General features: G+C 67.2%; 16 protein-coding genes. 10 read left to right on the top strand and 6 right to left on the bottom strand.

From position 1 onward, the window contains the following. The first annotated feature begins 34 nt into the window (after positions 1-34). Entirely contained in the window at positions 35-658 is a 624-nt protein-coding gene (locus D473_RS0100660) for an SRPBCC domain-containing protein (protein ID WP_017607163.1), read from the top strand. 79 nt (positions 659-737) lie between these two features. On the opposite strand, the gene D473_RS0100655 is transcribed toward D473_RS0100660, so the two are convergent. Both D473_RS0100655 and D473_RS0100650 read right to left on the bottom strand, forming a co-directional pair. Beyond that, positions 738-2,234, bottom strand: coding sequence for a DUF7059 domain-containing protein (locus D473_RS0100655; RefSeq protein ID WP_017607162.1), 1,497 nt, complete (start codon positions 2,232-2,234; stop codon positions 738-740). 49 nt (positions 2,235-2,283) lie between these two features. Further along, on the bottom strand, positions 2,284-2,628 hold the full coding sequence (locus tag D473_RS0100650) for a DUF2530 domain-containing protein (protein WP_017607161.1): 345 nt from the start codon (positions 2,626-2,628) through the stop codon (positions 2,284-2,286). 243 nt (positions 2,629-2,871) lie between these two features. Here D473_RS0100650 and D473_RS0100645 point away from each other — a divergent pair, with 243 nt between their 5' ends. Together D473_RS0100645 and D473_RS23900 are read left to right on the top strand one after the other, a co-directional pair. Next, positions 2,872-4,335 (top strand): NCS2 family permease, encoded by a 1,464-nt coding sequence (locus D473_RS0100645; RefSeq protein ID WP_017607160.1) that lies wholly within the window; start codon positions 2,872-2,874, stop codon positions 4,333-4,335. Positions 4,336-4,525: 190 nt separating this feature from the next. Then, the gene (locus tag D473_RS23900) at positions 4,526-5,878 is read left to right on the top strand and encodes an MFS transporter (protein ID WP_017607159.1); all 1,353 of its coding nucleotides are present in this window, start codon (positions 4,526-4,528) and stop codon (positions 5,876-5,878) included. A gap of 24 nt (positions 5,879-5,902) precedes the next feature. Here D473_RS23900 and D473_RS0100635 read toward each other — a convergent pair whose 3' ends face one another. Further along, on the bottom strand, positions 5,903-6,634 hold the full coding sequence (locus D473_RS0100635) for a sulfite exporter TauE/SafE family protein (protein ID WP_017607158.1): 732 nt from the start codon (positions 6,632-6,634) through the stop codon (positions 5,903-5,905). Between the two features lie 121 nt (positions 6,635-6,755). Here D473_RS0100635 and thpR point away from each other — a divergent pair, with 121 nt between their 5' ends. Next, entirely contained in the window at positions 6,756-7,331 is a 576-nt protein-coding gene (thpR, locus tag D473_RS0100630) for an RNA 2',3'-cyclic phosphodiesterase (protein WP_017607157.1), read from the top strand. A gap of 16 nt (positions 7,332-7,347) precedes the next feature. On the opposite strand, the gene D473_RS0100625 is transcribed toward thpR, so the two are convergent. After that, positions 7,348-7,614, bottom strand: a complete 267-nt coding sequence (locus D473_RS0100625) for a winged helix-turn-helix domain-containing protein (RefSeq protein ID WP_017607156.1) — start codon at positions 7,612-7,614, stop codon at positions 7,348-7,350. A 1,500-nt stretch (positions 7,615-9,114) separates the two neighbouring features. Between D473_RS0100625 and D473_RS0100610 the strand changes: the two genes are divergently transcribed. Beyond that, positions 9,115-10,374, top strand: coding sequence for an MFS transporter (locus D473_RS0100610; RefSeq protein WP_017607153.1), 1,260 nt, complete (start codon positions 9,115-9,117; stop codon positions 10,372-10,374). After that, complete coding sequence (locus D473_RS0100605) at positions 10,361-10,711, top strand: MerR family transcriptional regulator (protein ID WP_017574460.1); 351 nt, start codon at positions 10,361-10,363, stop codon at positions 10,709-10,711. The genes D473_RS0100610 and D473_RS0100605 overlap by 14 nt, the downstream gene beginning before the upstream one ends. Positions 10,712-10,732: 21 nt before the next feature. Here the strand turns inward: D473_RS0100605 and D473_RS0100600 are convergent, their stop codons facing one another. Then, entirely contained in the window at positions 10,733-11,461 is a 729-nt protein-coding gene (locus D473_RS0100600) for a 3-keto-5-aminohexanoate cleavage protein (RefSeq protein WP_017607152.1), read from the bottom strand. Between the two features lie 94 nt (positions 11,462-11,555). Here D473_RS0100600 and D473_RS0100595 point away from each other — a divergent pair, with 94 nt between their 5' ends. The 4 genes from D473_RS0100595 to D473_RS0100580 all read left to right on the top strand — a co-directional run bounded on the left by D473_RS0100595 (position 11,556) and on the right by D473_RS0100580 (position 23,345). Continuing rightward, positions 11,556-12,641 carry a hypothetical protein gene (locus D473_RS0100595; protein ID WP_017607151.1) on the top strand — a complete coding sequence of 362 codons (1,086 nt, stop codon included), beginning with the start codon at positions 11,556-11,558 and terminating at the stop codon, positions 12,639-12,641. A gap of 727 nt (positions 12,642-13,368) precedes the next feature. Then, positions 13,369-22,305: a DNRLRE domain-containing protein gene (locus D473_RS0100590; protein WP_017607150.1), complete on the top strand. Its 8,937-nt coding sequence runs from the start codon at positions 13,369-13,371 to the stop codon at positions 22,303-22,305. 79 nt (positions 22,306-22,384) lie between these two features. Further along, the gene (locus D473_RS27905) at positions 22,385-22,876 is read left to right on the top strand and encodes a hypothetical protein (protein WP_241474668.1); all 492 of its coding nucleotides are present in this window, start codon (positions 22,385-22,387) and stop codon (positions 22,874-22,876) included. An 85-nt stretch (positions 22,877-22,961) separates the two neighbouring features. Continuing rightward, positions 22,962-23,345: a septum formation family protein gene (locus tag D473_RS0100580; RefSeq protein ID WP_241474689.1), complete on the top strand. Its 384-nt coding sequence runs from the start codon at positions 22,962-22,964 to the stop codon at positions 23,343-23,345. A 166-nt stretch (positions 23,346-23,511) separates the two neighbouring features. Here the strand turns inward: D473_RS0100580 and D473_RS0100575 are convergent, their stop codons facing one another. Further along, positions 23,512-24,462: a glycerophosphodiester phosphodiesterase family protein gene (locus D473_RS0100575; protein WP_017607147.1), complete on the bottom strand. Its 951-nt coding sequence runs from the start codon at positions 24,460-24,462 to the stop codon at positions 23,512-23,514. Positions 24,463-24,511 lie beyond the last annotated feature (49 nt).

Below are 24,511 nucleotides of genomic sequence, written 5' to 3'. Positions count from 1 at the left end.
GAATGACGGGCAGGGAGGAGGGAAGGGGACAGCGATGGACCTGAACAACCAGGTGGGAGCGGTCGACCGCACGGTCGAGGTCGAACCCACGGCTGACGGTGAGGAGTGCGCGGTCGTGCTCACCCGTGACTTCGGTGCCGCGGCCGAAGAACTGTGGCGGCTCTGCACGGACCGCGAACGCCTCGCCCGGTGGTTCGTACCCGTCACCGGGGAACTGGAGGAGGAGGGGACCTACCAGGTGCAGGACAACACCGCCGGCCGGATCCTGGCCTGTGACCCACCGCGTTCCTTCCGTGTGACGTGGGAGTTCAGCGGATACAGCGAGCTCGAGGTACATTGCACCGCGCTCTCCGACACGCGTGGCCGCCTGCGTGTCGCACACGCCGCGCCCGTCGACGAGCACTGGGAGAAGTACGGTCCCGCGGCCACCGGGATCGGCTGGGAGCAGGCGCTGCTCGGTCTGGACCGGTACCTGGGGACCGGCGACCCCAACCCCGACGGGGACACCCGATGGGAGGAGTCGGCCGCCTACCGCGACTTCGTCATGCTCTCCGGGCAGCGTTGGGGCGAGGCCCATGTCGCCGCGGGCGGCGAACCCACCGCGGCCGAGGCCTCGGCCGCGCGGACCGTGGCCTTCTACACCGGCCGGGAACTCTGAGGTCCTTCGTTCCCGGCCGGGGCCCGAGCACCCAGCGTTCCCGCGGGCCCGGGTCTCCAGGGGCGCGCGCCCGGATGCCTTACCGCGCGACGCGGAAGAAACCCTCCGAGATGAGCGTGCGCAACGCGTCCGGGGTCCGTTCACGGACCACCGCCGGGTCCTCGCCCATGAGCTCGGCGATCGCGTCCAACAGGGGCCCCACCGGCATCGTCCCGTCGCACACGCTCGCCAGCGCGGCCTCGACCGTTCCCACACGTGCGACGCGGTGCAGCCCGTCGCGCTGGCGCAGCAGGATCTTCTCCGGATCGGGTGCCCCGGGCCTGCTCACCCGCTCCTCGACCACACCGGGTGCCAACGCCACGTGCGCCGACAGCAGGGCCGCGTCGGTCAGCCGGTGCGCGGTCATCGCGCCGTTGACGACCTCGGACAGGTAGGGGCCGACCGGTTGCTCGATCCCGTGCCGCAGCTCCTCCACGCGCACGGTCGCGTCCTGGGCGGCGTCCTTGCGCAGGCTGATCCAGCCGAAACCGATGCCCTTGATGCCTTCGCGCTCGAAGTAGTCCAGCCAGGCGTCGTAGCGCCGCGTGTACTCGGGGGTCCCGTGCTCGCACGAGTCGCGCAGCCACAGTTCCACGTACTCCGCGGGGTCCTGCACATCGCGCTGGACCACCCAGCCCGAGCACCCCGTCCCGGCGATCCAGCCGCCGACACGGTCCTCCCAGTCGTCGCCGTCGGCGTGCACCCAGTTCGCGAGGATCTGGCACCATCCGCCGTCGGTCAGATGGGCCGGGGCCCCGCGCACCAGTTCGGCGCAGACGCTGTCCCCGGGCAGATCGGACTCGCGGTAGGTGTACCGCGAGGCCTCGGGTGTGATCACGAAGGGCGGGTTGGACACGATGAGGTCGAAACGGTCGTCGGCCACCGGTTCGTAGAGCGAGCCCTCCAGCAGGTGTGCGTCGGATCGCCCCGACAGCGCGAGGCTGATGCCGGCCAGGCGCACGGCACGCGGGTTGAGGTCGGTCGCGACCACCTCGCGGGCCCGCGAGCCCAGGTGCAGCGCCTGCACGCCGCAGCCGGTGCCCAGGTCCAGGGCGCGGTCGAAGGGGCCGTCCACGATGAGTTGGGACAACGTCGAGGAAGCGTTCCCGGCGCCCACGACGTGGTCGGGGCGGGGCACGGCGCCGCTGCCCGGGCGCACCTTGGGGTCGGAGATGACGAAGCCGGGACGGCCTTCCTCGAGCTCCCACGGGCCCAGATGGACGAGGGCGCGCACGACACGTCCGCGCTCGCCCTCCTCGAGGGTGACCAGGCCGGTCTCGGCCAGCTCCTCGACGGGCAGGATCTTGCGGGCCGCACGCTCGGGGATGGGTGACTGCAGCCACCACAGACGCAGCAGCAGTCCGAGCCGTTCGTCCCCGCCGGTGGCGCGCATTGCGGGCACCAGTTCCTCGCGGGCCAGGGCGCGGGCGGCGGCGTCGCCGAGACGGTCGCGCACCCCGGACACCGTGTAATCGGCGTCGATCAGGATGCCACGCAGCCGGTCGGCGAGTCCGCGCGGGAATTCTGTCTCAGACACTCGTCCATTATCGGCCAGGTGGGGGACCGGAACCGACTGCCGGACGGTCTCAGGGGCGTCCGGGCGCGGTGTCTTCCCCGGTCCCGGCCGTGGTGTCCCGCGGGGCACGGTGGGCGGCCCCGCCCGTTCCGGCCCCGGTGCCCTCCGTGTCCCCGGTCTGCTCCGGGCCCTCTCCGCGGCTGCGGAGCAGGCGCGGGATGTAGAGGAACCCGAAGACCCCCAGGGCGATGCCGGTCAGACACACGCCGATCCACCACTGCTCGGACTCGGGGAGACCCTCGTCCATGGCGAGCAGGAGGACCAGGGCGGCGGTCCAGGCGAGCGTGCCGATGGCGGCGGGCACGCGGTAGTCGCTCTCGTGGACGTCCGGATCCGGCTGGCGAGGTTTGCGCACGGGTCCAGGGTATCGCCCGGGCGCGAACGCGGACGAGAGGTGGCCCGCGGACTCTCGCGGGCGCGTTTTTCCGGGGCGCGTGTCCGTTTGATGCCTACATCACACCGTTCGTCCTCACACCCCAACTATTCAGTGATTTGCATGAAACCTCTGCGCAACATGTGTCTGCTGTTGTGCGAAAGTGCAACTAATCTTGCTGAGTGTCCGTGATGCCCGCCAACGCGACCAGGTCAGAGTGAAGACGTGAACGCAGCAACCCCACCCCCCTCCCAGACTTCCGACGCTCCACGCGGAGCGCTCGACCGCTACTTCCACATCACCGAACGCGGATCCTCCCTCGGCAGGGAGATCCGCGGCGGCCTGGCGACCTTCTTCGCCATGGCCTACATCGTGGTCCTCAACCCCCTCATCATCGGGACGGCGGAGGACGTCAACGGCGAGACCCTCGGCATCCCCGAGGTCGCGGCCATGACCGCCCTGATCGGCGCGCTCTCCTGCGTGCTCATGGGCGTGGTCAGCCGCTATCCCTTCGCGATCGCCGCAGGCATGGGCCTGAACGCGGTCGTCGCCTACGGGATCGCACCGCTCCTGCCCTGGGCGGACGTCTTCCTGCTGGTGATCATCGAGGGCATCGTACTGCTGATCCTGGTGCTCACCGGGTTCCGTACCGCGGTCTTCGCTGCCGTGCCCCCCGGCCTCAAGGTCGGCATCGCGGTCGGTGTCGGCCTCTTCCTGACTTTCGTCGGACTCTCCAACGCCGGCTTCATCACCGGTGCCGAGGACCCCCCCGTCCAGCTCGGCTCGGACGGCAGCCTCAGCGGCTGGCCGATCGTGATCTTCGTTCTCGGTCTGCTCGTGGGCATCGCGCTCTACATGCGCAACCTCAAGGGCGCCCTGCTCATCGCCATCGGGGTGGCAACCACCGTCGCGATCGCGGTGGAGACGCTGATCGGTGACGGTGCCGGCGGGCTCGGTTGGAGCCTTGGCGAGTCCCCCACCCTGCCCACGAGCCTCGGTGAGTTCGTCGCGGTCCCCGACTTCGGCCTCATCGGCCTGTTCGCCGACGGCGGCCTCAACATCGCCGCGCGGTGGTCGGACGTGGGCCTGGCCACCGTCCTCATGCTGATCTTCACCCTGTTGCTCGCCGACTTCTTCGACACCATGGGCACCATGGTCGGCGTCGCCCACCAGGGCGGCCTCGCCGACGAGGACGGCAACATCGAGGGCACCCGCGAGGTGCTCCTCGCCGACTCCGCCGGCACGATCCTCGGCGGTCTGGGTTCGGCATCGGTCGCCACGCTCTACGCGGAGTCCGCGGCGGGTGTGGGTGAGGGCGCCCGCACCGGCATCGCGTCGATCGTCACCGGCGCCATGTTCATGCTCGCGACGCTGTTCACCCCGCTGATCGAGCTCATCCCCTTCGAGGCCGCCACCCCGGTGTTGGTCATCGTCGGGTTCATGATGATGTCCCAGGTGGTCAACGTCGACTTCAGCGACCCGGCCATCGGTATGGGCTCGTTCATGGCGATCATCATGATGCCGTTCACCTACTCCATCGCCAACGGCATCGGTTTCGGCCTGATGGCCTACACCTTCATCAGCCTGGTGACGGGCCGGGGGCGCCAGGTCCACCCGCTCATGTGGCTCGTCTCCCTGGTCTTCCTGATCCACTTCGCGGAAGCACCGATCTACGCCCTCATCGGCTGACCAGGTCGGTCTTTCCCGGTCTCCCCGTGGTTTCCGGCCACAGGGAATGCCGGGGCGGGTGAACGGCGTTGTTCCCAGAGATGTGTCAACGCCGTTTACTCCACGTTGGTCCCCGTCCCGGGACCCCATGCACGACGGTTCCTCCCCACCACGGCAGAGAGGTGGGGAGGAACCGTTGAAGCGTGCTTCCATGTTCCGTTCCCTGGGCGTGCGCAACTACCGCCTGTACGCGGCGGGCCAGCTGCTGTCCAACCCGGGCACCTGGATGCAACGCATCGCCCAGGACTGGCTCGTCCTCCAACTCAGCGGCGGCAGCGGCATCGCCCTCGGCCTCACCACCGCCCTGCAGTTCCTGCCGATGCTCCTCTTCGGTCTCCTGGGCGGCGCGCTCGTCGACCGGATCGACAAACGCCGACTGCTCATCTGTACCCAGAGCGTCATGGCCGTGCTCGCCGTCGGGCTGGGTCTCCTGGCCACGGCCGGCGCCGCCGAGGTCTGGCACGTGTACCTGTTCGCCCTGGGGCTCGGCATGGTCACCGTCGTCGACAACCCCGGACGGCAGTCCTTCGTGCCCGAGATGGTCGGCCGTGACCACCTGACCAACGCGATCGCGCTCAACAGCGCCAGTTTCCAGCTCGGCCGTGTCACCGGACCCGCAGTCGCCGGACTGCTCATCGCCTGGGTCGGCAGCGGGCCCGTCTTCCTCCTCAACGGTGCCTCGTTCGGGTTCACCATCCTCGCGCTGATGATGATCCGCCCCTCCGAGCTCAACCGCACCGACCGTGACGCGGCCGGCGGCAAGGGACGGATCCGTGAGGGCCTGGCCTACATCGCCTCCCGCCACGACCTCATCGTGCTGCTCGCCCTGGCCGCCTGCACCCAGTTCTTCGGTGCCAACGTCCAGAACCAGCTCGCGCTCATGGTCAACAACGTCTTCGAGACGGGCGCGGACGCCTTCGGGTGGGCCGCGGCCTGTCTGGCCGTGGGTTCGCTCGCCGGTGCCCTGCTCGCCGCGCGGCGCGAGCGCCCCCACATGCGTCTGGTGCTGCTCGGTGCCCTCACCTTCGGACTGCTGCAGGCCGTGGCCGGGACCATGCCGTCCTACCTGGCCTTCGTCGTGGTGCTGGTGCCCATGGGTGTTGCGTTCATGACCTTCGTGACCACGCTCAACGCCACGTTCCAGCTCAGCGTCGCCCCGCAGATGCGCGGACGGGTGATGAGCATGTTCCTGCTGGTGTTCATGGGCGTGGCACCGATCGGGGCACCGGTGGTCGGGTTCCTCGCCGACACCTGGGGGCCCGGGACGAGCATGTTCATCGGCGGAACGGTCACGGTCGCCGTCGTCGTGGTGCTCACGCTGGTGCTGCGCTGGGCCAAGGGCGTCAGCCTGCGGGAACTGTTCACCACCGCCCGCATCGACGACGGACGGCCGCCGGAACCGGCCGAGGCGGTCGAGGAGCCCGCCGGGACCGAGGGCGCCGCCGAGAAGGACGGCGGGTCACCGGCCGCTGCGTCCGAGGGGACCGAGAGCGCCCGACGCTGAGAGGACCGGAGGCGACGGTGCCGGTCAGGCCGTGACCACACGGGTCATGATCGACACCGAGCTGACCACCATCAACGCCAGCACGGCGCGGCGGAACCACCCGGCGTCCATCCGGCGGAAGACCCGTTCGCCCGCGACGGTGCCCAGCACCATCGCGGGCACTCCGACCAGCACCGCCACCCCGACCTGGGCGGTGAGCTGACCGGTCAGCCCGAATCCGATCAGCGTCCCCACACTCGTCGCGGAGAAGGTCGTGCTCAGGGTCGCGCGCTGGGTCCGGGGCGACAGGCCGCCGTACTTCGAACCCTGGATCCCCGCCACCAGCAGCGGGCCGTCGATCGCGGTCGCGGAGAACGAGGCCCCCGACAGCAGACTCATCCCCGCCACGGACGGCGTGCCGCCCGGGATCGGTGTTCGGAACCAGATCAGTACCGTGCTCACCACGATCACCGTCGCGATCAGGATCAACAGGGTGCGCTCGTCGACCACGTTGATCACCCACAACCCGAACGGGACCCCGGCCAAGGCCGACAGCAACAGGAGCGGGGAGAGCTTCGGGTGCGCATGCGCCCGGTCGCGCACGGCCACCCACAGGTTGAGCGGGACCGCCGTGACCGCCGCGATCACCACCGCCGCCACCGGGTCGATCAGCAGAGCCATCAGCGGCACCGACACCAGCGAGTAGCCGAAACCGGCCGCGATCCGCACCAGGGAGGCCACGGCCAGGGCGGCGAAGACGGCGGCGAGCTCGAGCACAGAAGGAGACTCCGGTCAGGGGACGGGGAAAATCCAGCTCAGCGCGGGTTCTGCGGCCGGCCGCAGGGAGAGTACCGCCCGCGCGGTACTCGGACAACCCGCCAGAGGGAAGGCCGCACCCATGCGCCTGTTCACCGCACTCGATCCGCCGCGCCGGGTCACCGACGCCCTCCGTGGCGCGGTCCGGCGCGGCCGCCGCCACGAGCCACGGCTGCGTTGGATCGCCCCCGAGCACTGGCACCTGACCCTGGTGTTCCTGGGGGAGGTCGCCCCCGAACGCCTGCCCGCCCTGGAGCCGGGGCTCGAACGGGCCGCCGCGGCGCACCCGCCGCTCGACCTCACTCTCGACGGCTGGGGCACCTTCCCTCCGCAGGCCCGGCGCGCTTCCGTCCTGTGGGCCGGGGTGGGCGGACACACGCGCGCGCTGGCCGCACTGGTCGAGGATCTGCGGGCGGCCGTGGAGGAGGCCGGAGTGGAGACCGGCGCGCGTCCCTACGTACCGCACATCACGATCGCCCGTAGTCGTCCCCCGCGCGACCTGGAAGCCACTGTCGCATCGCTCGGGAACCCGCCCCAACTGCGATGGCGTGCCACCCGGGTCGCCCTCGTGGAAAGCATTCCAGGACAGGGGGCCCGCTATCGGACCGCTCTCACGTGCCCCTTGCTCCGGGGCTGCGCCGACCGGAGCGGAGAGTGAGCGGGCCCGAATGCGGTCAGGAGCCGGATACGCCCTCTGACCGGTCCACCACGAACGTTCCCTTGATCGGGAGCGTGATCACGAGCCCCCGTTCCCGAAGCTCTCGGGTCGCCCTCCGCGCCGTGCCGATCGAAACGCCGTACTCCTCTGCGAACTCCCGTTCGGGGGGAAGCCGGGCACCGGGCTTCAGGTCCTCGCGCTGTATCTGCCCTGCCACGAAGTCGGCAAGTTCCAGATACAGGTAAGCCGCGTTCGATGGCTGGAAGTCTTCGGGACTGCTCATGGATGCACGATAAACCGGTCCTGCGCTGCATAAATGTAAGGGACGCGTCCCTTTGCTATACACCGCGTCCTATAGCAAGTAAGGTGAGGGCTCCACAACCGAACAGAGCGGCCCGGCGGTGCTAGCAACACCCCGGGCCCGGACGAACAGATGAGGTGTTCGCCGTGGGCTACGCTATCGCCCTTTTCGCCGTGCTCGTGCGGCTGTCCCGTCTTACGTGCGGGGTTCACGTGACCCCGTTCGGCTACCTTCGAGAACTCTCCGCAGAGCTTCGCCGTCGTCGCTCCGGCCGTGTCCGGCGCTACGTCGTCGAAGGGCACACGAGCGAGGCCCCTGCCCCGCTGGTGCCCGCCCCGCGTAAGCCTGCCGACAACCGCCCCCGTACGGCTCTCTCCTCTGTTGTGCCCGTGGTCGAGCCCCGCGAGGTCGAGGCTCCCCCCGCGCTGGTGCGTGGTTACTACGTGGCTCATGAAAGGCGTGAAGCGCTCCACCGCGCGGACAGGAACCGTACCGGGACCGCAGTGCTCTGCGACATCACCGAGAGGACCGTTGCGTGATGACTGCGAACACCCGCCCGGTGAAGCCGTGCCCCGAACACGAATGCACCCTGCGCGATCCCCACGAGGGGGAACACATGGATCCGGACGGTCGCACGTGGGCGATCACGCTTCCCACGTCCACCATGGCGTTGCAGGTATCGCGCCTTCTCGCGGCCCCTGGCCTGCCGGCACGCAGCACCGCGACTCTCCGCCGCGCCGACGTGGCCTTCGGGATCTTGGACGCTCTGCCTCGTAGTCATGCCCCACTCCCTGGGTACTGGCGTGTGGTCGCCCCCGGGGACAAGAACGAACGCCAGTACAGCACCGACCTGTGTGAGGACGTCTCGGAAGCTCTCCGCGAGACAGGAGGCCGGCCGCGTGCCTCAGTGCGCTCCGCGTGGCGTGTGCGCGGTGGGCGGCTCTGGATGGCGCGCTGCGCGCGGGTGCGCCGTTGCCCGAGCAGTGGCGTTCGTGACCGCGCGGGCATGATGCGGTAGGCAGCAGCCAGAGCAGGGCCCGGAACCTGAAGGGAGGGGCCGGGCTCCCCTGCATCGTGTGCTTGCTCACCTCGCGCAGAGACGGACCGGCCAGGGGGCCAGCAATCAGTGGTCCCGGAGATGTCATGGAGAGCTGCCCTCTTGCGGTGGTCGGCGCCTCTTCAGAGACGGCCGGAAGAGCGTTCCGTGCCCGGGGACCCGCTATCGGACCGCTCTCACGCGCCCCTTACTCTGGGGTACGGATACCGGCCGGACAGCAGAGCGGGGCACGTCATGAGCATGCTCACCAACAACCACAAGCAGCGTTGGCTGCTGCCCGTGGTGCTGGGTTCCATCATGCTCCTGGTGATCCTGGGCGCCCTGCTCGACTGAGCCCCGGGCCCGCGTCCCCGCGGGTCCGTCCCTCCGGCTCCCGCCCCCGCGGCTTGACCTTGACGCCGGTGTCAGGGTTCTAGGTTGCCGCCATGACGACACAGAACCCTTCCGTCGGCACCGGCCGACTCGCGACGGCCTGCCTGGTCCTGGCCGCTTTCGCCATCGGCACCGACGACCTGGTGATCGCCGGACTGCTCCCTCGGATCGCCGCCGACCTCGGCGTGGGCGTGCCCGCGGCCGGCCAGCTCATCACCGTCTTCTCACTCACCTATGCGGTCTCCGCCCCGCCGCTGGCCGTGCTCACCGCCCGGTGGCCCCGACGGCCGCTCTTCCTCGGCGGACTCTCCCTGTTCGCGCTGGTCAACCTCGTCACCGCGCTGGCCCCGAGCTACGCGGCCCTGCTGGTGCTGAGGGTGGTCGCCGCCGCACTGGCGGCCGCACTGACCCCCACGGCGTTCGCGATGGCCGCCCAGATGGCCCGGCCCGGACGCGAGGGGAGCGCCCTGGGCGGCGTCGCCGCCGGCCTCACCGTCGCCCTCTTCCTGGGGGTGCCCCTCGGTACCTCGATCGGGACGCTGGCCGACTGGCGCTGGGCGTTCGTGTTCGTGGCCGCGCTCTCCCTGGCCGTTCTCGCGGCCTCCGCCGTCGCCCTCCCCGCCCTGCCCGGATCGCCCGCCACACGCGTGTCCGCGCAGTTGCGCCCCCTCGCCCGGCCGGCCGTGCTGCTCTGTGTACTGGGCACCGTCGGCGGCGCGAGCTGCGGTTACCTCGTGTACACGTACGTGGCGCCGGTGACCAGGGACCTGACCGGTGCCGGAGGGCTCACCCTCGCGGCCCTCATCGCAGTCGCGGGGGCGGCGGGCGTCCTCGGCACCGTCGTGTGCGGCCGCCTCACCGACGCCTGGGGCACCGATCGGAGCCTCATCGCCACCTTCGCCGGACTCGTCGCCGCCTGCGCCCTGTTGGCCGTCCTCGGCCTGTTCGGCGAAGGGTCGCTGCCCGTCTGGGTGCTCGTGGCCGTCTTCGCCTTGTGGGGCTTCTCCGCCTGGGGGTTCGCCGCCCCTATGAGCGCACGCGTCCTCGCTCTGGCGGGTGAGTCCGGCACCGAGGCGGTCGCGCTCAACACCGGGGCCCTCTACGTCGGGGTCACCGTCGCCGGTGCGGTCGGCGGCGCAGCTGTGGCCGGACACGGGGGAACCGGTGCGGCGCTCGCCGCGACGGGGATCGGCCTGGCCGCCCTGGTCCTCATGGCGGTCTCGGTGCGCGCGTTCCCCGCGGCCGGGGGTGTTGCCCCCGGTTCTACTGTGGAGATGGCGGAGGAGAAGGAGGACCCGCATGCGCATCGGTGAACTCGCCGAACTGACGGGGGCCAGTACGCGCGCGCTGCGTTACTACGAGCAGCGCGGGCTGTTGGGATCGGAGCGTTCGGAGAACGGATACCGCGACTACCCGGAGGAGGCCGTGGCCACGGTCAAGGGCATCCGGTTGCTCCTCGACTCCGGTCTGAGCTCCGACGACATCCGTGCGATCCGCGGTTGCCTGGCGCGTGACCTGTCCACCGAACCCGAGTGCGCCGACGCCCGCGTCCTCTACGAGCGCCGGTTGCGGTCGGTGCAGGAACGCATCGACACACTGACCCGCACGCGCGACCGCATCGAACACCACCTGCGTACGCACGCCGTGTGAGGTCCGACCCGCCGACCGCGCTCAAGCTGCGGTGGAGGAGGCCAGCTCCGCGGCCCGGGCGACCAGGTCGGCGTTGTTCTCGGCCTCCGTGCCGTCCGGCAGCCGCAGGGTGTCCTCCAGACCGGTACGTACGTCCATCCCCGCCGACAGTGCCGCCTCCAACATCGGCCACGCCGTCGCGTCGGCGCCGTGCAGCAACCGCGGACGCCGGTCCTTGGCCTTGTCGAGCAGCGCCACGATCGTGTCGGCGTTGTGCCGCGCGTCCCCGGTATCCACCTGCGTGGGTTCGACGAGCACGGCCGAGACCGTGATCCCCGTCGCGATCAGGATGCGTGCGGCGTCGACCGTCCACAACCCGGCCTCCACGTCCACGCGGCGGTCGTTCAACAGGCGTACCAGGTCGACCGAGCCGGCCTCGTGCAGGTTGACCGTCACCGAGTCCGGCAGCATCGGCGACGCCCACCGCTGCACCAGGTCGTAGCGGCGCACCGGGTCGGACTCGGCGGAGAGCGCCGTGGTCAACGACACCGGAACCTGGGGCCCGTCGTTGCGCAGGCGCTCCATGAGCGCCCCCACCACCTGCGGGTCCAGCGACTCCGCGCCGCCCGGCCCGCGCGGGTGCACGTGGAGGTCGGTGGCCCCCGCGTCGACCGCGGAGTGGGCGTCCTCCACCATCTGGTCGAGCGAGACCGGAAGGGCGGGGTGGGAACCGGGACGGCGGTCCCCGTTGAGACAGGCGACGATCCTCATGGGGCTCTCCTCAGCGTGTCCGTACGCCGAATGTGCCCGCTCGCACGCACACGCAAGCCACCCCCGCCCGCACCGTCCTGGCAGGATGTCGGACATGAGAAGACTCCTCGCGCTCGCCGCAGCCGTCGTCCTCGCGCCCGGTCCGGCCCTCCCGGCCTGGGCCGACACCGACGTGCCCGACGGGACCGGGGAACCGGGGGAGCCGGGGGAGGGCCCCAACTATCCGCGCGGTGGCGAACCGCCCGAGGGCTCGGAGACGGCCTTCGAGTTCCAGGACCCGCTCGTCTCCGAGTCCAGCGGGATCGCGCCCTCGCTGCGGCACGAGGGCGTGTGGTGGACCCACAACGACAGCGGCCTGCACGAACCCAGCGTGTACGCGGTCGACGAGGACGGCGAGACCCTCGCGATCCTCACCCTGAACGTGGAACTGCGCGACTGGGAGGCCGTGACCGTCGCCGAGGGGCCCGACGGGCAGCCGCAGATCCACGTCGGCGACATCGGCGACAACTTCGGCGGCGGGTGGCCCGACATCCGGGTGTACCGGTTCCCCGAACCCGAGACCCTTGCCGACGCCGCCATCGACCCCACCACCCTGACCCTGACCTACGAGGACGGCGGACGCGACGCCGAGTCGATGATGATCGACCCGCGCGACGGTCGCCTCTACCTCGCCTCCAAGGAGTTCTCCGGCGGTCTGTACGCCGCACCCGAGGAGCTCGACCCCGAGGGCGAGAACGTCCTGGAGCGCATCGAATCGGCGCCTCTGTTCGCCACCGACGCCGCCTTCCACCCCGACGGCACCCGGTACGTGATCCGCACCTACTGGGGCGCCACGGTGTACGACTCCACCGACGGAGTGCCCGGCGACGCGATCGGCTCCTTCGACCTGCCGGAGATGGACCAGGGCGAGTCGATCGCCTTCACCCCCGACGGCACCGCGCTCATGGCCGGCACCGAGGGAGAACACGCACCGGTGTGGCGGGTCCCTCTGGCCGATGAGTTCCTGAGCGAGGAGGACGCCGAACTCGCCGCCGGTGACGGCGAGGAGACCGGTGCCTCCCCGGAGGAGGCCGAGAGCGGCGACGGGGACGACGACTCGGCCCTGGGCCTCATCGCCGGGGGTGCCGTCGTCGCCGGTGTCCTCATCGCCGCGGTCCTCTGGCTCGCCCGCTGCAGCTGAGCGGTCGTCGAGACCAGAGTGGGCCCTACGTGGGCTGCGGTTCTGCCCGCGTCATGTCGCCGTAGTCGAACACGGACCGTTGCGGGGCTGCCAGAGGCAGGGCTGCCGTTTACGGGGCGTCTCGGAAGTGGTGCGGGTGCGCACGACGGTCGGGTACACGGTCCAGGGCTCTTGTGGTGTGCGGATTCGTGATTTCGGTATCAGGCCGGCAACGCGTTGGTTCTTGTTGCAGAGGGCAACGGAGAGATGCGTGCGGGGTGAGGATAAGTCTCGTTCCGGAAACAGTGGTGCGCGCGGAGGTCATGAAACTTGCGGCCGCACCTTCACTTAATGCTACTTTTATGTGCGGTTTGTTCGTTCAGTGCGGCATGCCAAATTCACGGGCTTCAGAGGGAAGTGTGGAAAGGCAGGAGAAGTGTGTCCGATTCCGTGGGTGGCCCGCCATGGAATCGGGAGGTGACCGGTGGTGACGACCGGAAAGCAAGCCGACCTCGGGGGTGTTGGCGGGCGATCGGGGGCGGATGCTGCTCATGGCGGCGTGCGAAGTTCCTGCTTGAAGCTCACGGCAGTGGGGATGGCGTTGGCGCTACTGGCGACGGACTCCCTGTCATCATTGCCCCCGCACCTGACCATGCCGCGGCTCACGCCGGCCTCGGCGGCTGACGTCGATACGCCTGAACAGCAGGACGGGTCCGCGTCCGATCGGACACACCGATCCGAAAGCGCCGTGGTCGAAGGTGATCCCGACGGCTCGTCCTCGGATGCCGATGTACCGGACGAGGCGCTGCCCCGCGAGTGGCCCGATCTGCCCGAGGACGCTGATCCGATGCGTCCCCCGGGTCTGGAGGGAACAGAAGCTCCCGCACAGCCCGAGGAGGACGAGCCGGACGTCTCCGGCTTCGACGAGGACACCAGCGAGGAGGCCGTCGACGAACGCGAAGAGTTCTCCCGTACCTTCGAGAACGAGGACGGCACCCTGTCCACCGATTTCTCGCTGCAGCCTTTCCACTTCGAGGGCGCGAACGGTTCCTGGGAGAGGATTGACACCAGTCTGGTTCCGGAGAATACCGCGACCTGGGCCAACTCCGCGGACTCGCGGGACCTCGCCTTCGCCTCACACGCGGACAGCGGTGAGTTGGCCCGGATGGAACTGGACGAACACCACAGCCTGGTTTTCTCTCTGGAAGATGCTGCGGGCGTCGAGGGTGAGGTCCTCGACGGGGACGAAGACAGCATCCTTTACGAAGACGCCCTGCCCGGGGCCGACATCGAACTGGAGTCCCTGGTCGGGGGGACCGTGAAGGAGACCATCTGGCTCAACGAGGCCCCAAAGAGTTCTGAAGACGCCACGTGGCGTTTTCCCTTGGAACTGGAGGGTCTCACCCCGGAGCTCCTCGACGACGGCAGCATCGACCTGGCCGATTCAGAAGGTGAGAGTGTCGGCCACATTCCGGCCGGCTACATGGAGGACTCCGACATCGACCCCAGGTCCGGTGATGGAGCGTGGTCCGAAGCGGTCGAGTTCGCCTTGTCCGAGGAGGACGGGCAGTGGGTACTGGAAGTCACCGCCGACCATGATTGGTTGACCGACGATGCCCGCGTCTATCCGGTCGGGGTGGACCCCACAGCATCGTGGAACTACAACGTCTCCCAAGACACCTACGTCCAGAGTGGGTTCAACACCCCGCGGCACACCGAGACTGAACTCAAGGCCGGTACCTACGACAACGGTTCCAACCGAGCCGCCTCCTACTTGAAGTTCAGCTCCCTGGTGAACGAGCTGCGCCACCACAAGATCTACGGCGCCCAACTTTACCTGTTCAACCACTGGTCGTACTCGTGTACGCCGTCCCCGGTTCACGTCCACGAGGTGACGCAGTCCTGGAACCACAGGTCAGTTTCCGACTTTCCGGGCCCCAGCTACAACTCAACCGCCCTGGGGCAGAACAGCTTTGCCCGCGGGTGGATGCCTGTGGGAGCATCCAGCAGCTCCTGCCCGGCCCGCTATGAAGGCATCGACCTCGGTTCACGCGGTCGAGACCTGGTGCAAGCCTGGGTCGACGGCGACAAGGCCAACCATGGCCTGACCGTGCGTGCCTCCGAGACCAGCAGTTCGGGCTGGAAGAAGTTCGGAAGCCGGGAATCCTGGGGCGCGCCGTACATGACGGTCACCTACAGCCCTTATCGGGCCGACTACTCCTTTGCGCAGGAGCCCCCGGAACTCGACCCGGCGCCGCACCCCAACCGGGGGACCAGCGTCGAGGTCGGTGTCACCAACCGAGGCGAGGAGACGTGGACCCCGGACAACGGTTACGAACTCAGTTACCAGGTCTTCGACGAGGACGGTGACCGTATCTACCACGTCGCTCCCACGACACCGGTGCCGAGCAACGTGGCAACCGGGGAGAGCGTGAACATCAATGCCGAAATCGACCCGCTGCCGCCGGGGACATGGACCATCAAGTTCGACATGACACACGAGGCGCAGTCCTTTGCGGCCTGGGGTGTGCCCATGATGGCGCAGATGGAGGTCGAAGTTCCCGACCTTCCACCACAACTGCTGGACTACAGCCCCCGTGACGGAGCCCGGGTCGCAACCCTCACCCCGGAATTCACCGCATCCGGCAGTAACAACGATGCTTGGCCCACCGACGACATGGAGTTCTGGTTCAACTTCTGTGATGGAGAATGGCCGGAGTGGGAATGCATCGACTCCGGTTGGCAGGAGGACACCTCCTGGGAATTGCCTTCCGACCTGATGGAGTGGGGAAACCAGTACTGGTGGAACGTCTTTGTGCGGGACGGAAGCCAGACGACGGAGAGTGGCTGGCTGCGGTTGGTCGCCGAAGCCGACCAACCAGCGGTCAATTCCAACCTCGCCGGCGCAGGCAGCGATGACGCCTCCGGGGCTGTGGACGATCTGATCGGCAATTACACCGAGACCGTCACGGACGCAGCACTTCCCGTGTCAGGGCCCGAACTGGATGTGACACGGACATACAACTCCTCCGATCCCAGGCAGAACGGCATCTTCGGTGCCGGCTGGTCGACGCGTTTCGACATGGACCTTGTCGCCGACGTGGACGGTACGGGCAACGTCGTGGTGACCTACCCGGACGGCCGCCAACACCGCTTCGCGCACGAGGCCGGGGGCGGATACGCCCCGCCGAGCGGTATGCATGCGACTCTGGCCCGGACCGAAACCGGTTGGCGGCTCATGGACAAAGCCTCCACTTCCTACGTCTTCGACGACTCGGGTCGGTTGTCGGAGGTCACCGACCACCGCGGCCGCTCGCAGACCATCGAATACGATGCGTCGGGTCTGATCGCCGAGGTCGTCTCGGACGCCGGCCGTTCCCTCGAATTCGGGTGGAAGGACGGGCGCGTCGTCTCCGTCATGGCCGCGGGTGGCGAGGATTCGGCCGAGTGGACCTACGCCTATGACGAGCAAAGACTGGCGGAGGCGTGTGACCCGGAGGGCGCATGCACCTCCTACACCTATGAAGAGGGATCGCACTACCGAGCAGCTGTGATGGACGCCAACCCGTACGGGTTCTGGCGCTTCGAGGAGGACAGAGGCGACACCGCTGCCGACGAGGTGCCTGAAGCGCTTGGAGGGGAACCCGCTACGATCGTCGGATCGGGCCTGGGCGTTGAGGGGGCACTGACCGGTGTGGACTCCGGGGCCCTCGCCACCGGCGCGGACTCCTACGCCCAGCTCCCGGAAGCGGCCCTCCACAGGATCGGCACGCGGATCACTGCGGAAGCCTGGTTCTCCACCACCGAGCACGGCACTGTCATCGGTGCCGTGGACCGAACGGACTCGCCGTCCGAGAGCAACCAGATCGTTTACGTGGGAACTGACGGCAAGCTCCGTGCGCAGTTCCTGACTACCGACGCCGATGTGGCCCCGATCGTCACCGACAGTGCAGTCAACGACGGCGAGTGGCACCATGCGGCCCTGACCTCCGACGGAACGTCACAGGTGCTGTACCTGGACGGAGCGCAGGTGGGGACCAAGGAAGGACAGGTCGATCACCGCAACACCAAGTTCGTGTACGCCGGCCACGGAGTGGCTGGCCCTGAGTGGCCGGCCACGCTGAGCAGCGCGGGTGATTTCTCTTTCAATGGGATCATCGACGAGGTCGCCCTCTATCAACGGCCGCTGCATCCGGACACGGTCGCTTTGCACCACACGTCGGGGGTCGATGCCGCGGACCGCCTCAGTGAGTCCGTGACGCCGGAAGGCAAGACCTCAACTCGTCTTGAGTTCGACGAGAGTACCTCCCGGGTGCGTATCCACACTGACCGCAACGGCGGTAAGTGGGTCTACTCCGAACCCGACTACAGCGGTTCCCTCGACGACGAGGAACCGGAGGTCCTCGCAGAGGTCACCGTGGCCGACCCCAGGGCGGAAACCACTTCCGCCCGGTACGACGCGCTCAACGGCCATCAACGTGTGACCGACATCGACCAGTTGGGCTACGAGACGACCTACTCCTACGACACCGGTGGCTTCATGGCGGCCACCACCAGCCCTACTGGCACGCGTACCGAGTTCGCCAACGACGAGCGCGGCAACCGCCTGGGCAAGATGGAGTGCCGGGACACGTCAGCCGCGGAGTGCTCTTGGGAGTGGTATTCATACCACCACAACCCGGACGACCCCTTCGACCCGCGCAACGACCAGCTCCTCAGTTACCTGGACCCGCGGTCGGAAGACTACCTCGACACCACGTATCGGACCTGGTGGGCCTACAACGAGTACGGTGACCAGATCTCGGAGACCTCGCCCGGGACGGAGGACGCGCCCGACGGGCACAGCACCCGCTATCTCTACACCGACGGGACCGAAAAGGCGGTGGACGGCGGCACAGTACCGGCCGGCATGCCTGCCGAGAGTGTGGATGCCGAAGGCGGGGTGACGGAGTACGCCTACAACTCACACGGTGACACCACTCGCGTCGTCGAGCCCTCCGGGGCGGTGACCGAGAATACCTATAATGGCCTGGGCCGCCTCGTTGAGACCACCGTGGTCTCCGACGAGTTTCCTGAAGGTGTCACTACCTCCCTCACCTACGACGGTGCGGGCCGCATGCTTACCCGGACCGGACCGCCGGTCGCCAACGAGATCACCGGTGACGAGCACCGACACCGCACTACCCTGCGCTACGACGGTGACGGCAACCCCGTCCGCAGCACCATCAGTGACCTGGTCGGTGGAGACCCGGACCGCGTGACCACGTGGGCCTACAACCAGTACGGTCACCTGGTCGCCCAGACGGACGCGCAGGGCCGTACCGAGCACTACGGCTACGACCTGACCGGATCCCGGACCCATTTCCAAGATGCGGCGGGGACGATGTTCCGTACCACCTACACCGAACGGGGGCACGTCGCCGAGCGCTCGGTCGAAGGCTGGACCGGCCACCCCGATGATGTGGCCGAGCCCTCGAACCTCGTCCTGGAGTCGCGCTCCTACGACCCGGACGGCAATCTCGCCTCCACGACGGACCCGGCGGGCCGCACAACATCCTTCGTCTACTACGCAGACGGCCTGCTCGCGCGTACTACTGCCGCCCAGATGATGCTCAACCACGAGGACGAGCCGCAGGACGTCGTTCTGGAAGACAACTCCTACGACCCGGCCGGGAACCTGGTCCGTTCGGTGAGCGACGGGGGAGAAACCCGCGTCGACCGGGTGTGGAGCGCTGATTCCCAGCTCGTCGAGCAGACTCTCGACCCGGAAGGGCTGGCCCGCACGACCACCTACTCCTATGACGGTCGCGGGAACACGATCCAATCCATCCTGACCGACCCTTCGGGACGGACGGAGCGGACCAATAACACCTATGATGCCGCCGGGCACCTGGTCGAAGAGGCCGTCGCCACCGATGACGGTGCACTCGTGACCACCTATGAGGTCAGCGAACGCGGCCTCGTCACCGCTGTGACGGACCCACGTGGGAACGAGGACGGAGCCGAGCCCTCTGACTTCACCATCCACACGCGCTACGACGAGCTCGGCAGGCCGGTCGAGGAACGGATGCCCGAAGTCACGGTCGAGCACTACGGGGCGACTACCACTGATGAGCGACCCACGCTTCGCTACGGCTACAACCTGGTCGGCGACCTGACCCACGAGGAGGATGCCGAGGGGCACACCACGGTCTCCGGATACGACCTCGTCGGGCAGAAGACCAGTAGGCAGGGCCCTTCCTTCATCGGAGCCGAAGGTGTCGAAGTGAGCCCCGAAGCAATCAGTGAGTACGACGCTCTGGGGCGGGTCGTCTCACACACGGACCCGCTCGGCAATAGCCGGACCTACACGTGGGATCAGCTCGGCAATCTCACGGGTAGCATGGACCCGCCGCAGGAGGAGGGAACCGAACCGGGACAGTGGAGCTATTCCTACAACCCCGTTGGTGAGCTGCTCACGGTGGTCGATCCTCTCGGGGCCCGGACCGAAGCGACCTATGACGACCTCGGGCGGCAGGTCACCGAGACCGAGGTGGAACGCGTCCCTGCGGCGGCCGCCTACACAACGCAGTACACCTACGACGTGTCAGGCAACCCCCTGTCCGTGACCGATCCGTTGGGGAACGAAACAGCCTACGCCTACAACCCGGCTGGCGAACTCGAACGGAGCACCGCACCGACCGGGGAGACGACCCGGTTCGAACACGACTCGGCCGGTCGGCCCACGAAGACCGTCGACCCGGTCGGCAACGAGTCCGTTTCCGAGTACGACCCGGCGGGACGGCTGGTGCGGCAGAGCGTCCTCGACGCCGATGGGGAAGCGCTCCGCACGGAGTCGACTCGCTATGATGCCGCCGGTGAGCCGGTCGAGCGCACCGATGCGCTCGGCCACACGACCGAGTTCGAGTACGACGCCCTGGGTCGACTGGTCAGCCAGGTCGAGCCAGTCAGCGAGAGCGATTCCATCACGACCACCTTCGGCTACGACGCCTCGGGCCGCAGGACCCGGATCACCGATGGGCGAGGCAACAGCACCTGGACCACATACACACCGTCCGGACAGGTCGAGGACCTTGTCGAGCCTGCGACGGACAGTGATTCGGAGGCCGTCGACCGCACCTGGACCACGGCCTACGACGTCGGGCTGAACCCTGTACGTCAACATGTGCCGGGTGGGATCGTCCGGAAACGTACCTTCGACGCCTTCGGGAACTTGACCAGGGAAACCGCACAGGGAGCAGAGGCCGAGACCGAGGACCGGGTGTTCGGCTACGACCTCGCGGGGCGTCCGGAGTCGGTCGGTACACCCTCGGGGGACATCGACATCGTCCACGACGACCGGGGCAACCGGGTGCAGTTCCTCGGCCCCGGCGCTGTTTCCTACGACGGCATCGCGCCGGGGACCACGGTCAGTTACGACGGCGCCGGCCGTGTCGGTACTCGTACGGACATGACAGGCACAACGACGTTCGCGTACGACGCTTCCGGACGGGTGACCGAGCACTACGATCCCGTGACCGACACCGAGCTGGTGATCGACTACGACGAGGCCGGTCGCCTTTCCTCCACAACTACGGACGAGGGTGCTGTGCGGGCGTTCGATTACGACGCCTTGTCCCAACTGACAGAGGACACGCTCGTCTCCACGGAGGAAGAGACCGGATACACCACCTCTTACGACTACGATGCGGCCGGTCGTATCACCGAACGGTCCGTGCAGGGAGGTACGGACCCGGGAACGCACAGTTACACCTACGACCAAGCTTCCAGATTGACCTCGTGGACCTCGCCCTCGGATGGGAAGACCGAGTACGGCTGGGACGACGCGGGCAACCGTGTCTCCGCCGGCTCAGAGGAACTCGAGTACGACGAGCGCAACAGGCTGACCGCCTCCAGCGAGGGGAACACCTGGAGTTATGCGCCGGGCGGCACGCTCAGTTCGGCCTTCGTCGACGGCGAGTTGCGCACACCGGGCTTCGACGGGTTCGGCCGCATGGTCGATGCCGGGAACGGCTCGGGCACCTACGCCTATGACGCGCTCGGGCGCATCGCCGAAAGAGACGGCTCCGGCTCGGAGACCCACACGTTCGTCTACCCGAACCTGTCGAACAACCCCGTCGGCATCCTGGACGGCACGCAGACCCCTGTCGCGCAGTACGGGCGTGACAGCGAAGGGCAGCTCATGAGTGTCCAGGACGGCCAAGACGCGCCGGGTCTGACCTACAGCAACTCTCACGGTGACCTCGTCGCAACGCACACGGCTGCGGGTTCGGTCCTCTCCACAGCGGACTTCGACCCGTTCGGGGAACAGAGGTCGGATTCGAGCGCTGCATCCTTGGGTTATCAGGGGGAGTGGACGGATCCCGAGACGGGCGATGTGAACATGCACGCCCGCTGGTACCAGCCCGGGAGCGGTAGGTTCGCCTCCCGGGACACGTTGACCCTGGCCCCGACCCCATCGGTGCAGAGTAACCGGTACACCTACGCCAACGCCGACCCGGTGGGCAACACCGACCCGAGCGGACACTTCGTACCGATCGCGATCGGCTTCAGCTTCAAGGCCTTGGTGGGCATCGGTGCCGCGCTGAGCGCAGCGGTGGCGATCTCATCGGTGGGTGCCTATACCGCAGCAGGCGGACGTATCAATATTTCGACCCCGTCTGTCCCGGACCTGTACAGGATGCTTCCGGAGTTCAAGAAGCCGAAGCGTCCCAGGTATTCCAGGGTTCCGCGTTTCAACATTCCTAACTGGAATGGTGGATACAGTGGCCCCTCGTACTCTTGGGGAGGTCATCGTTACGGCAGTGGCTCCTCTTGGGCCTACTCAAGCGCTCGTGGCGTCACTGTTCCTCCTGTCGTTCGGACACCGGGATTCAGTGGTGGACGATATGGCATGTATGTGTCGGGAGGCGGAAGCCAGAGCACTTTCGTCCCGATGGTCGACCCGCGCAGAAAGACTCTCGACCGGATCCTGAGCACACCGCAACCCCGGCCCCCGATCAAGTCGTTGGTCACTCAGGAGGAGGTCGATGCGCAGCGGCTCGAAGCCGAGCGAGGCGCGAAGATCCATCGGACGACCACGATGGATGACCTCTACGAGGAGTTCGAGTTCAACATCAGTCCTGCAGGGGTGCGCCCGGTGAGCAGGCGGGAGCCGCTTCCCGGGAGAGTTGACGAAGCGAACGACGAATGTGTGCCGTACACGAACTACGGTTATATCGACACCGAGGACCGGCGCAGCGGAGTCGTCAAACAGTTCTGCTCCCCTGAGGACCTGAAGGGGGGAAGTAAGCCCAGTTCAGCTGCGGGCGTCATTCCTGGTTACCCTACAACTCCAAAACACCATCCGAAAATGCCTGAAAAAAAGGGTTACGCCTATAACAAGGGGCATCTTCTTGGTCGGCAGCTCGGAGGGAGCGGCTCAGATGCGAGAAACCTTGTCAACCTTCACCGTAGAGCCAATTTCCCTGTCATGGAACGCTATGAGCGCAGAGTGAGGGATTCCGTTAATTCGGGAGAGGATGTTATATATTCAGTTCGTCCAGTTTATGGAGGTGGCTCCAATACCCCATCTTTTATTCATGTGCAGGCTATAGGGGAAGATGGCCTTCGGATTGATTCTTGCATTTCAAATGAATATGAACCTGTTGCGCTTCATGGAGTGCCGTGTGTAGGGGGCGGGTAGGATGTATCAGGCATTTTTTGACCGATTTTCTGAAACACTCGGGGAGCCGAGTTCGGTCCCGTTGTTCGATCGTGCGCCGGTGGAGGAGTGCCTGGGGAGGGCCCTTCCTGATGATTTTGTTTTCTTGATGAAATCATACGGTTCTATTATTGGGTGGGGTGGTGACGAAGCTGTTATCAGGGTGAATGCTACCCCTCGGGTACAAATGGGTGTTGGGGAGTTTATTGAAAGGCGCAACGAGGATACATATGAAGTCATTGAACCTTTTTATGGGATCTATATTGGAGAGGATTTTGGGAGGTGGGTGGATGCCTCGGTTATTCTGAGTCGAGACCCTTATAATGTTTTCGCTATTGGTGAGGTCGATGGTCGGGACTTGTTGCTTTTCTTTGATGAAGTGATCGGAGGGTGGACTATCGTTCATGACATCGGGGGCGAGTGGTGGCAGTTCGAAGGAAGTATCTGTGAGCTCTTGGTGAAGATGGATAGCGGGGAGGCCAGGGTCCCTTACATGGAGGATTTTTTCGTGGGGATGGACCTCGAGCAGGAGACGGATGAAATCTCGATATGATGTGAGGAAGAGGGCCGGGGGGCGGCTTATCCTGGCCTCTGGGAGTGTGGTCGCCCTTTTCGGATGCGTCTGGGGCTTGTCCGCTGTGTTCGGGGAAGGCGAGCTTTCGGTGGGCGACTGCCTGCCGTATGACGGTACTGCGTTCGCGATGATGGCAGATCGTGAGGCGCTGGCCTCGGAGGCAGTCGATTGCTCGCAGGAGCACGGGACCGAGGTCTTCCACGTCGAAACGCTTCCGAGTGGCGAGTACCCCGGGACGAGAGAACTCATGAACACGGCTGCGCAGACCTGCGAAGGCGGGATCTTCGAGGATTTCGTGGGCATCGAATATCACCGTTCTGAGCTGTACGCCTCGGTGAGCATCCCCAGTGCCACGCTGTGGGAGGAACAGGGTGACCGATCGCTTTATTGTGTTGCGCACGCGCCGGGTGGCAATGTCACGGGCTCCTTGGAGAATGCGAACCGATAACGCCCCGGTACCGGTCATCGATCAGGGGGCCTGGCCACCCGGGATGAAACACCCGTTCCCTCGTGCAAAGTCGACCTGATGTTCTTCCGTCCGCACACCTGGCGCAGGGACGGAGTCCAGGGCCATCTCCCGGGCGCCGCCCCCTTCGGTACGGCGCCCGCGCCGATCACTGCGGGTCGAGGAAGAACTCCCGGGCCAGGAACGCGTGGCGGGAGAAGTCGCTGAAGACCCCGTCCACGCCGACCTCGAAGAAGACCTCGTACTCGGCCGCGAAACCTCCGTACTCGGTGGACACACCCTCCGAGCGCAGGTTCGCGGGCAGGAAGTGGTTCTCACTGCGGAACGTGAACGGGTGCACCAGCAGCCCGGCCTCGTGCGCGTGTTCGACCAGCTCGGTGGGCGTGCCCAGGTTCCCCTCGTCGTCGGTCGGGACGATCAGGCTCTTGTGCGGGCCGATGGCGTGCGCGAACGAGGCGACCTCGGCCAGGCCGTCCGGTGTCGTGTAGTGCCGCCAGTGCTCCTCGGTGCCCATGAGCAGGACCAGCGGCAGGCCCGTGTCGGTGAGCTTGCGCAGGCTCTCGGGCTCGAAGGACTGCAGGAACACCGGGACCGCGGGCTCGTCCCCGTGCAGCCCCGCTTCCCGCAGCTCGGCGATGAGCGTCGGCTCCAGCTCCAGGCCCTGCTCGACATGGTGGGCGGGGTGCTTGGTCTCCGGGTAGATGCCGACCGGGCGGCCCAGATCCTTGGTCAACGACTTCGCGAGCTCGATGACCTCACCCAGGGTGGGGATCTCGTAGGTGCCGTCCATGACCGCGTTGTCGGGGCGTACCTTCGGCATGCGCTCCACCGCACGCAGGGTCTTGATCTCGGCCAGCGTGAAGTCCTGGGCGAAGAATCCCTCCGCCTCGCGCCCGTCGACGGTNGTGCCCCCGCCGATCTCCTGTTCGTGGCGGCAGATCAGCGCGCCGTCACTGGTGGAGACCAGGTCCATCTCGATGAAGTCGCCCCCGTGGCGGGCCCCCAGTTCGTAGGAGGCGAGGGTGTGCTCGGGCCGGTGACCCGAGGCGCCCCGGTGGGAGATGATCTTGATCGGGGGTTCCTTCTTGTTCCTGCGCACAGTCGGACCGTCCTGGGTCGGGCAGGGCCTGCGAGAAGAGGGCCTGCGA

The sequence above is a fragment of the Nocardiopsis xinjiangensis YIM 90004 genome, assembly GCF_000341145.1.
Taxonomy (GTDB): Bacteria; Actinomycetota; Actinomycetes; order Streptosporangiales; family Streptosporangiaceae; genus Nocardiopsis; species Nocardiopsis xinjiangensis.
The sequence above is the reverse complement of the archived record's forward strand: the minus strand, read 5'-3'. Positions and strand labels throughout refer to the sequence as shown.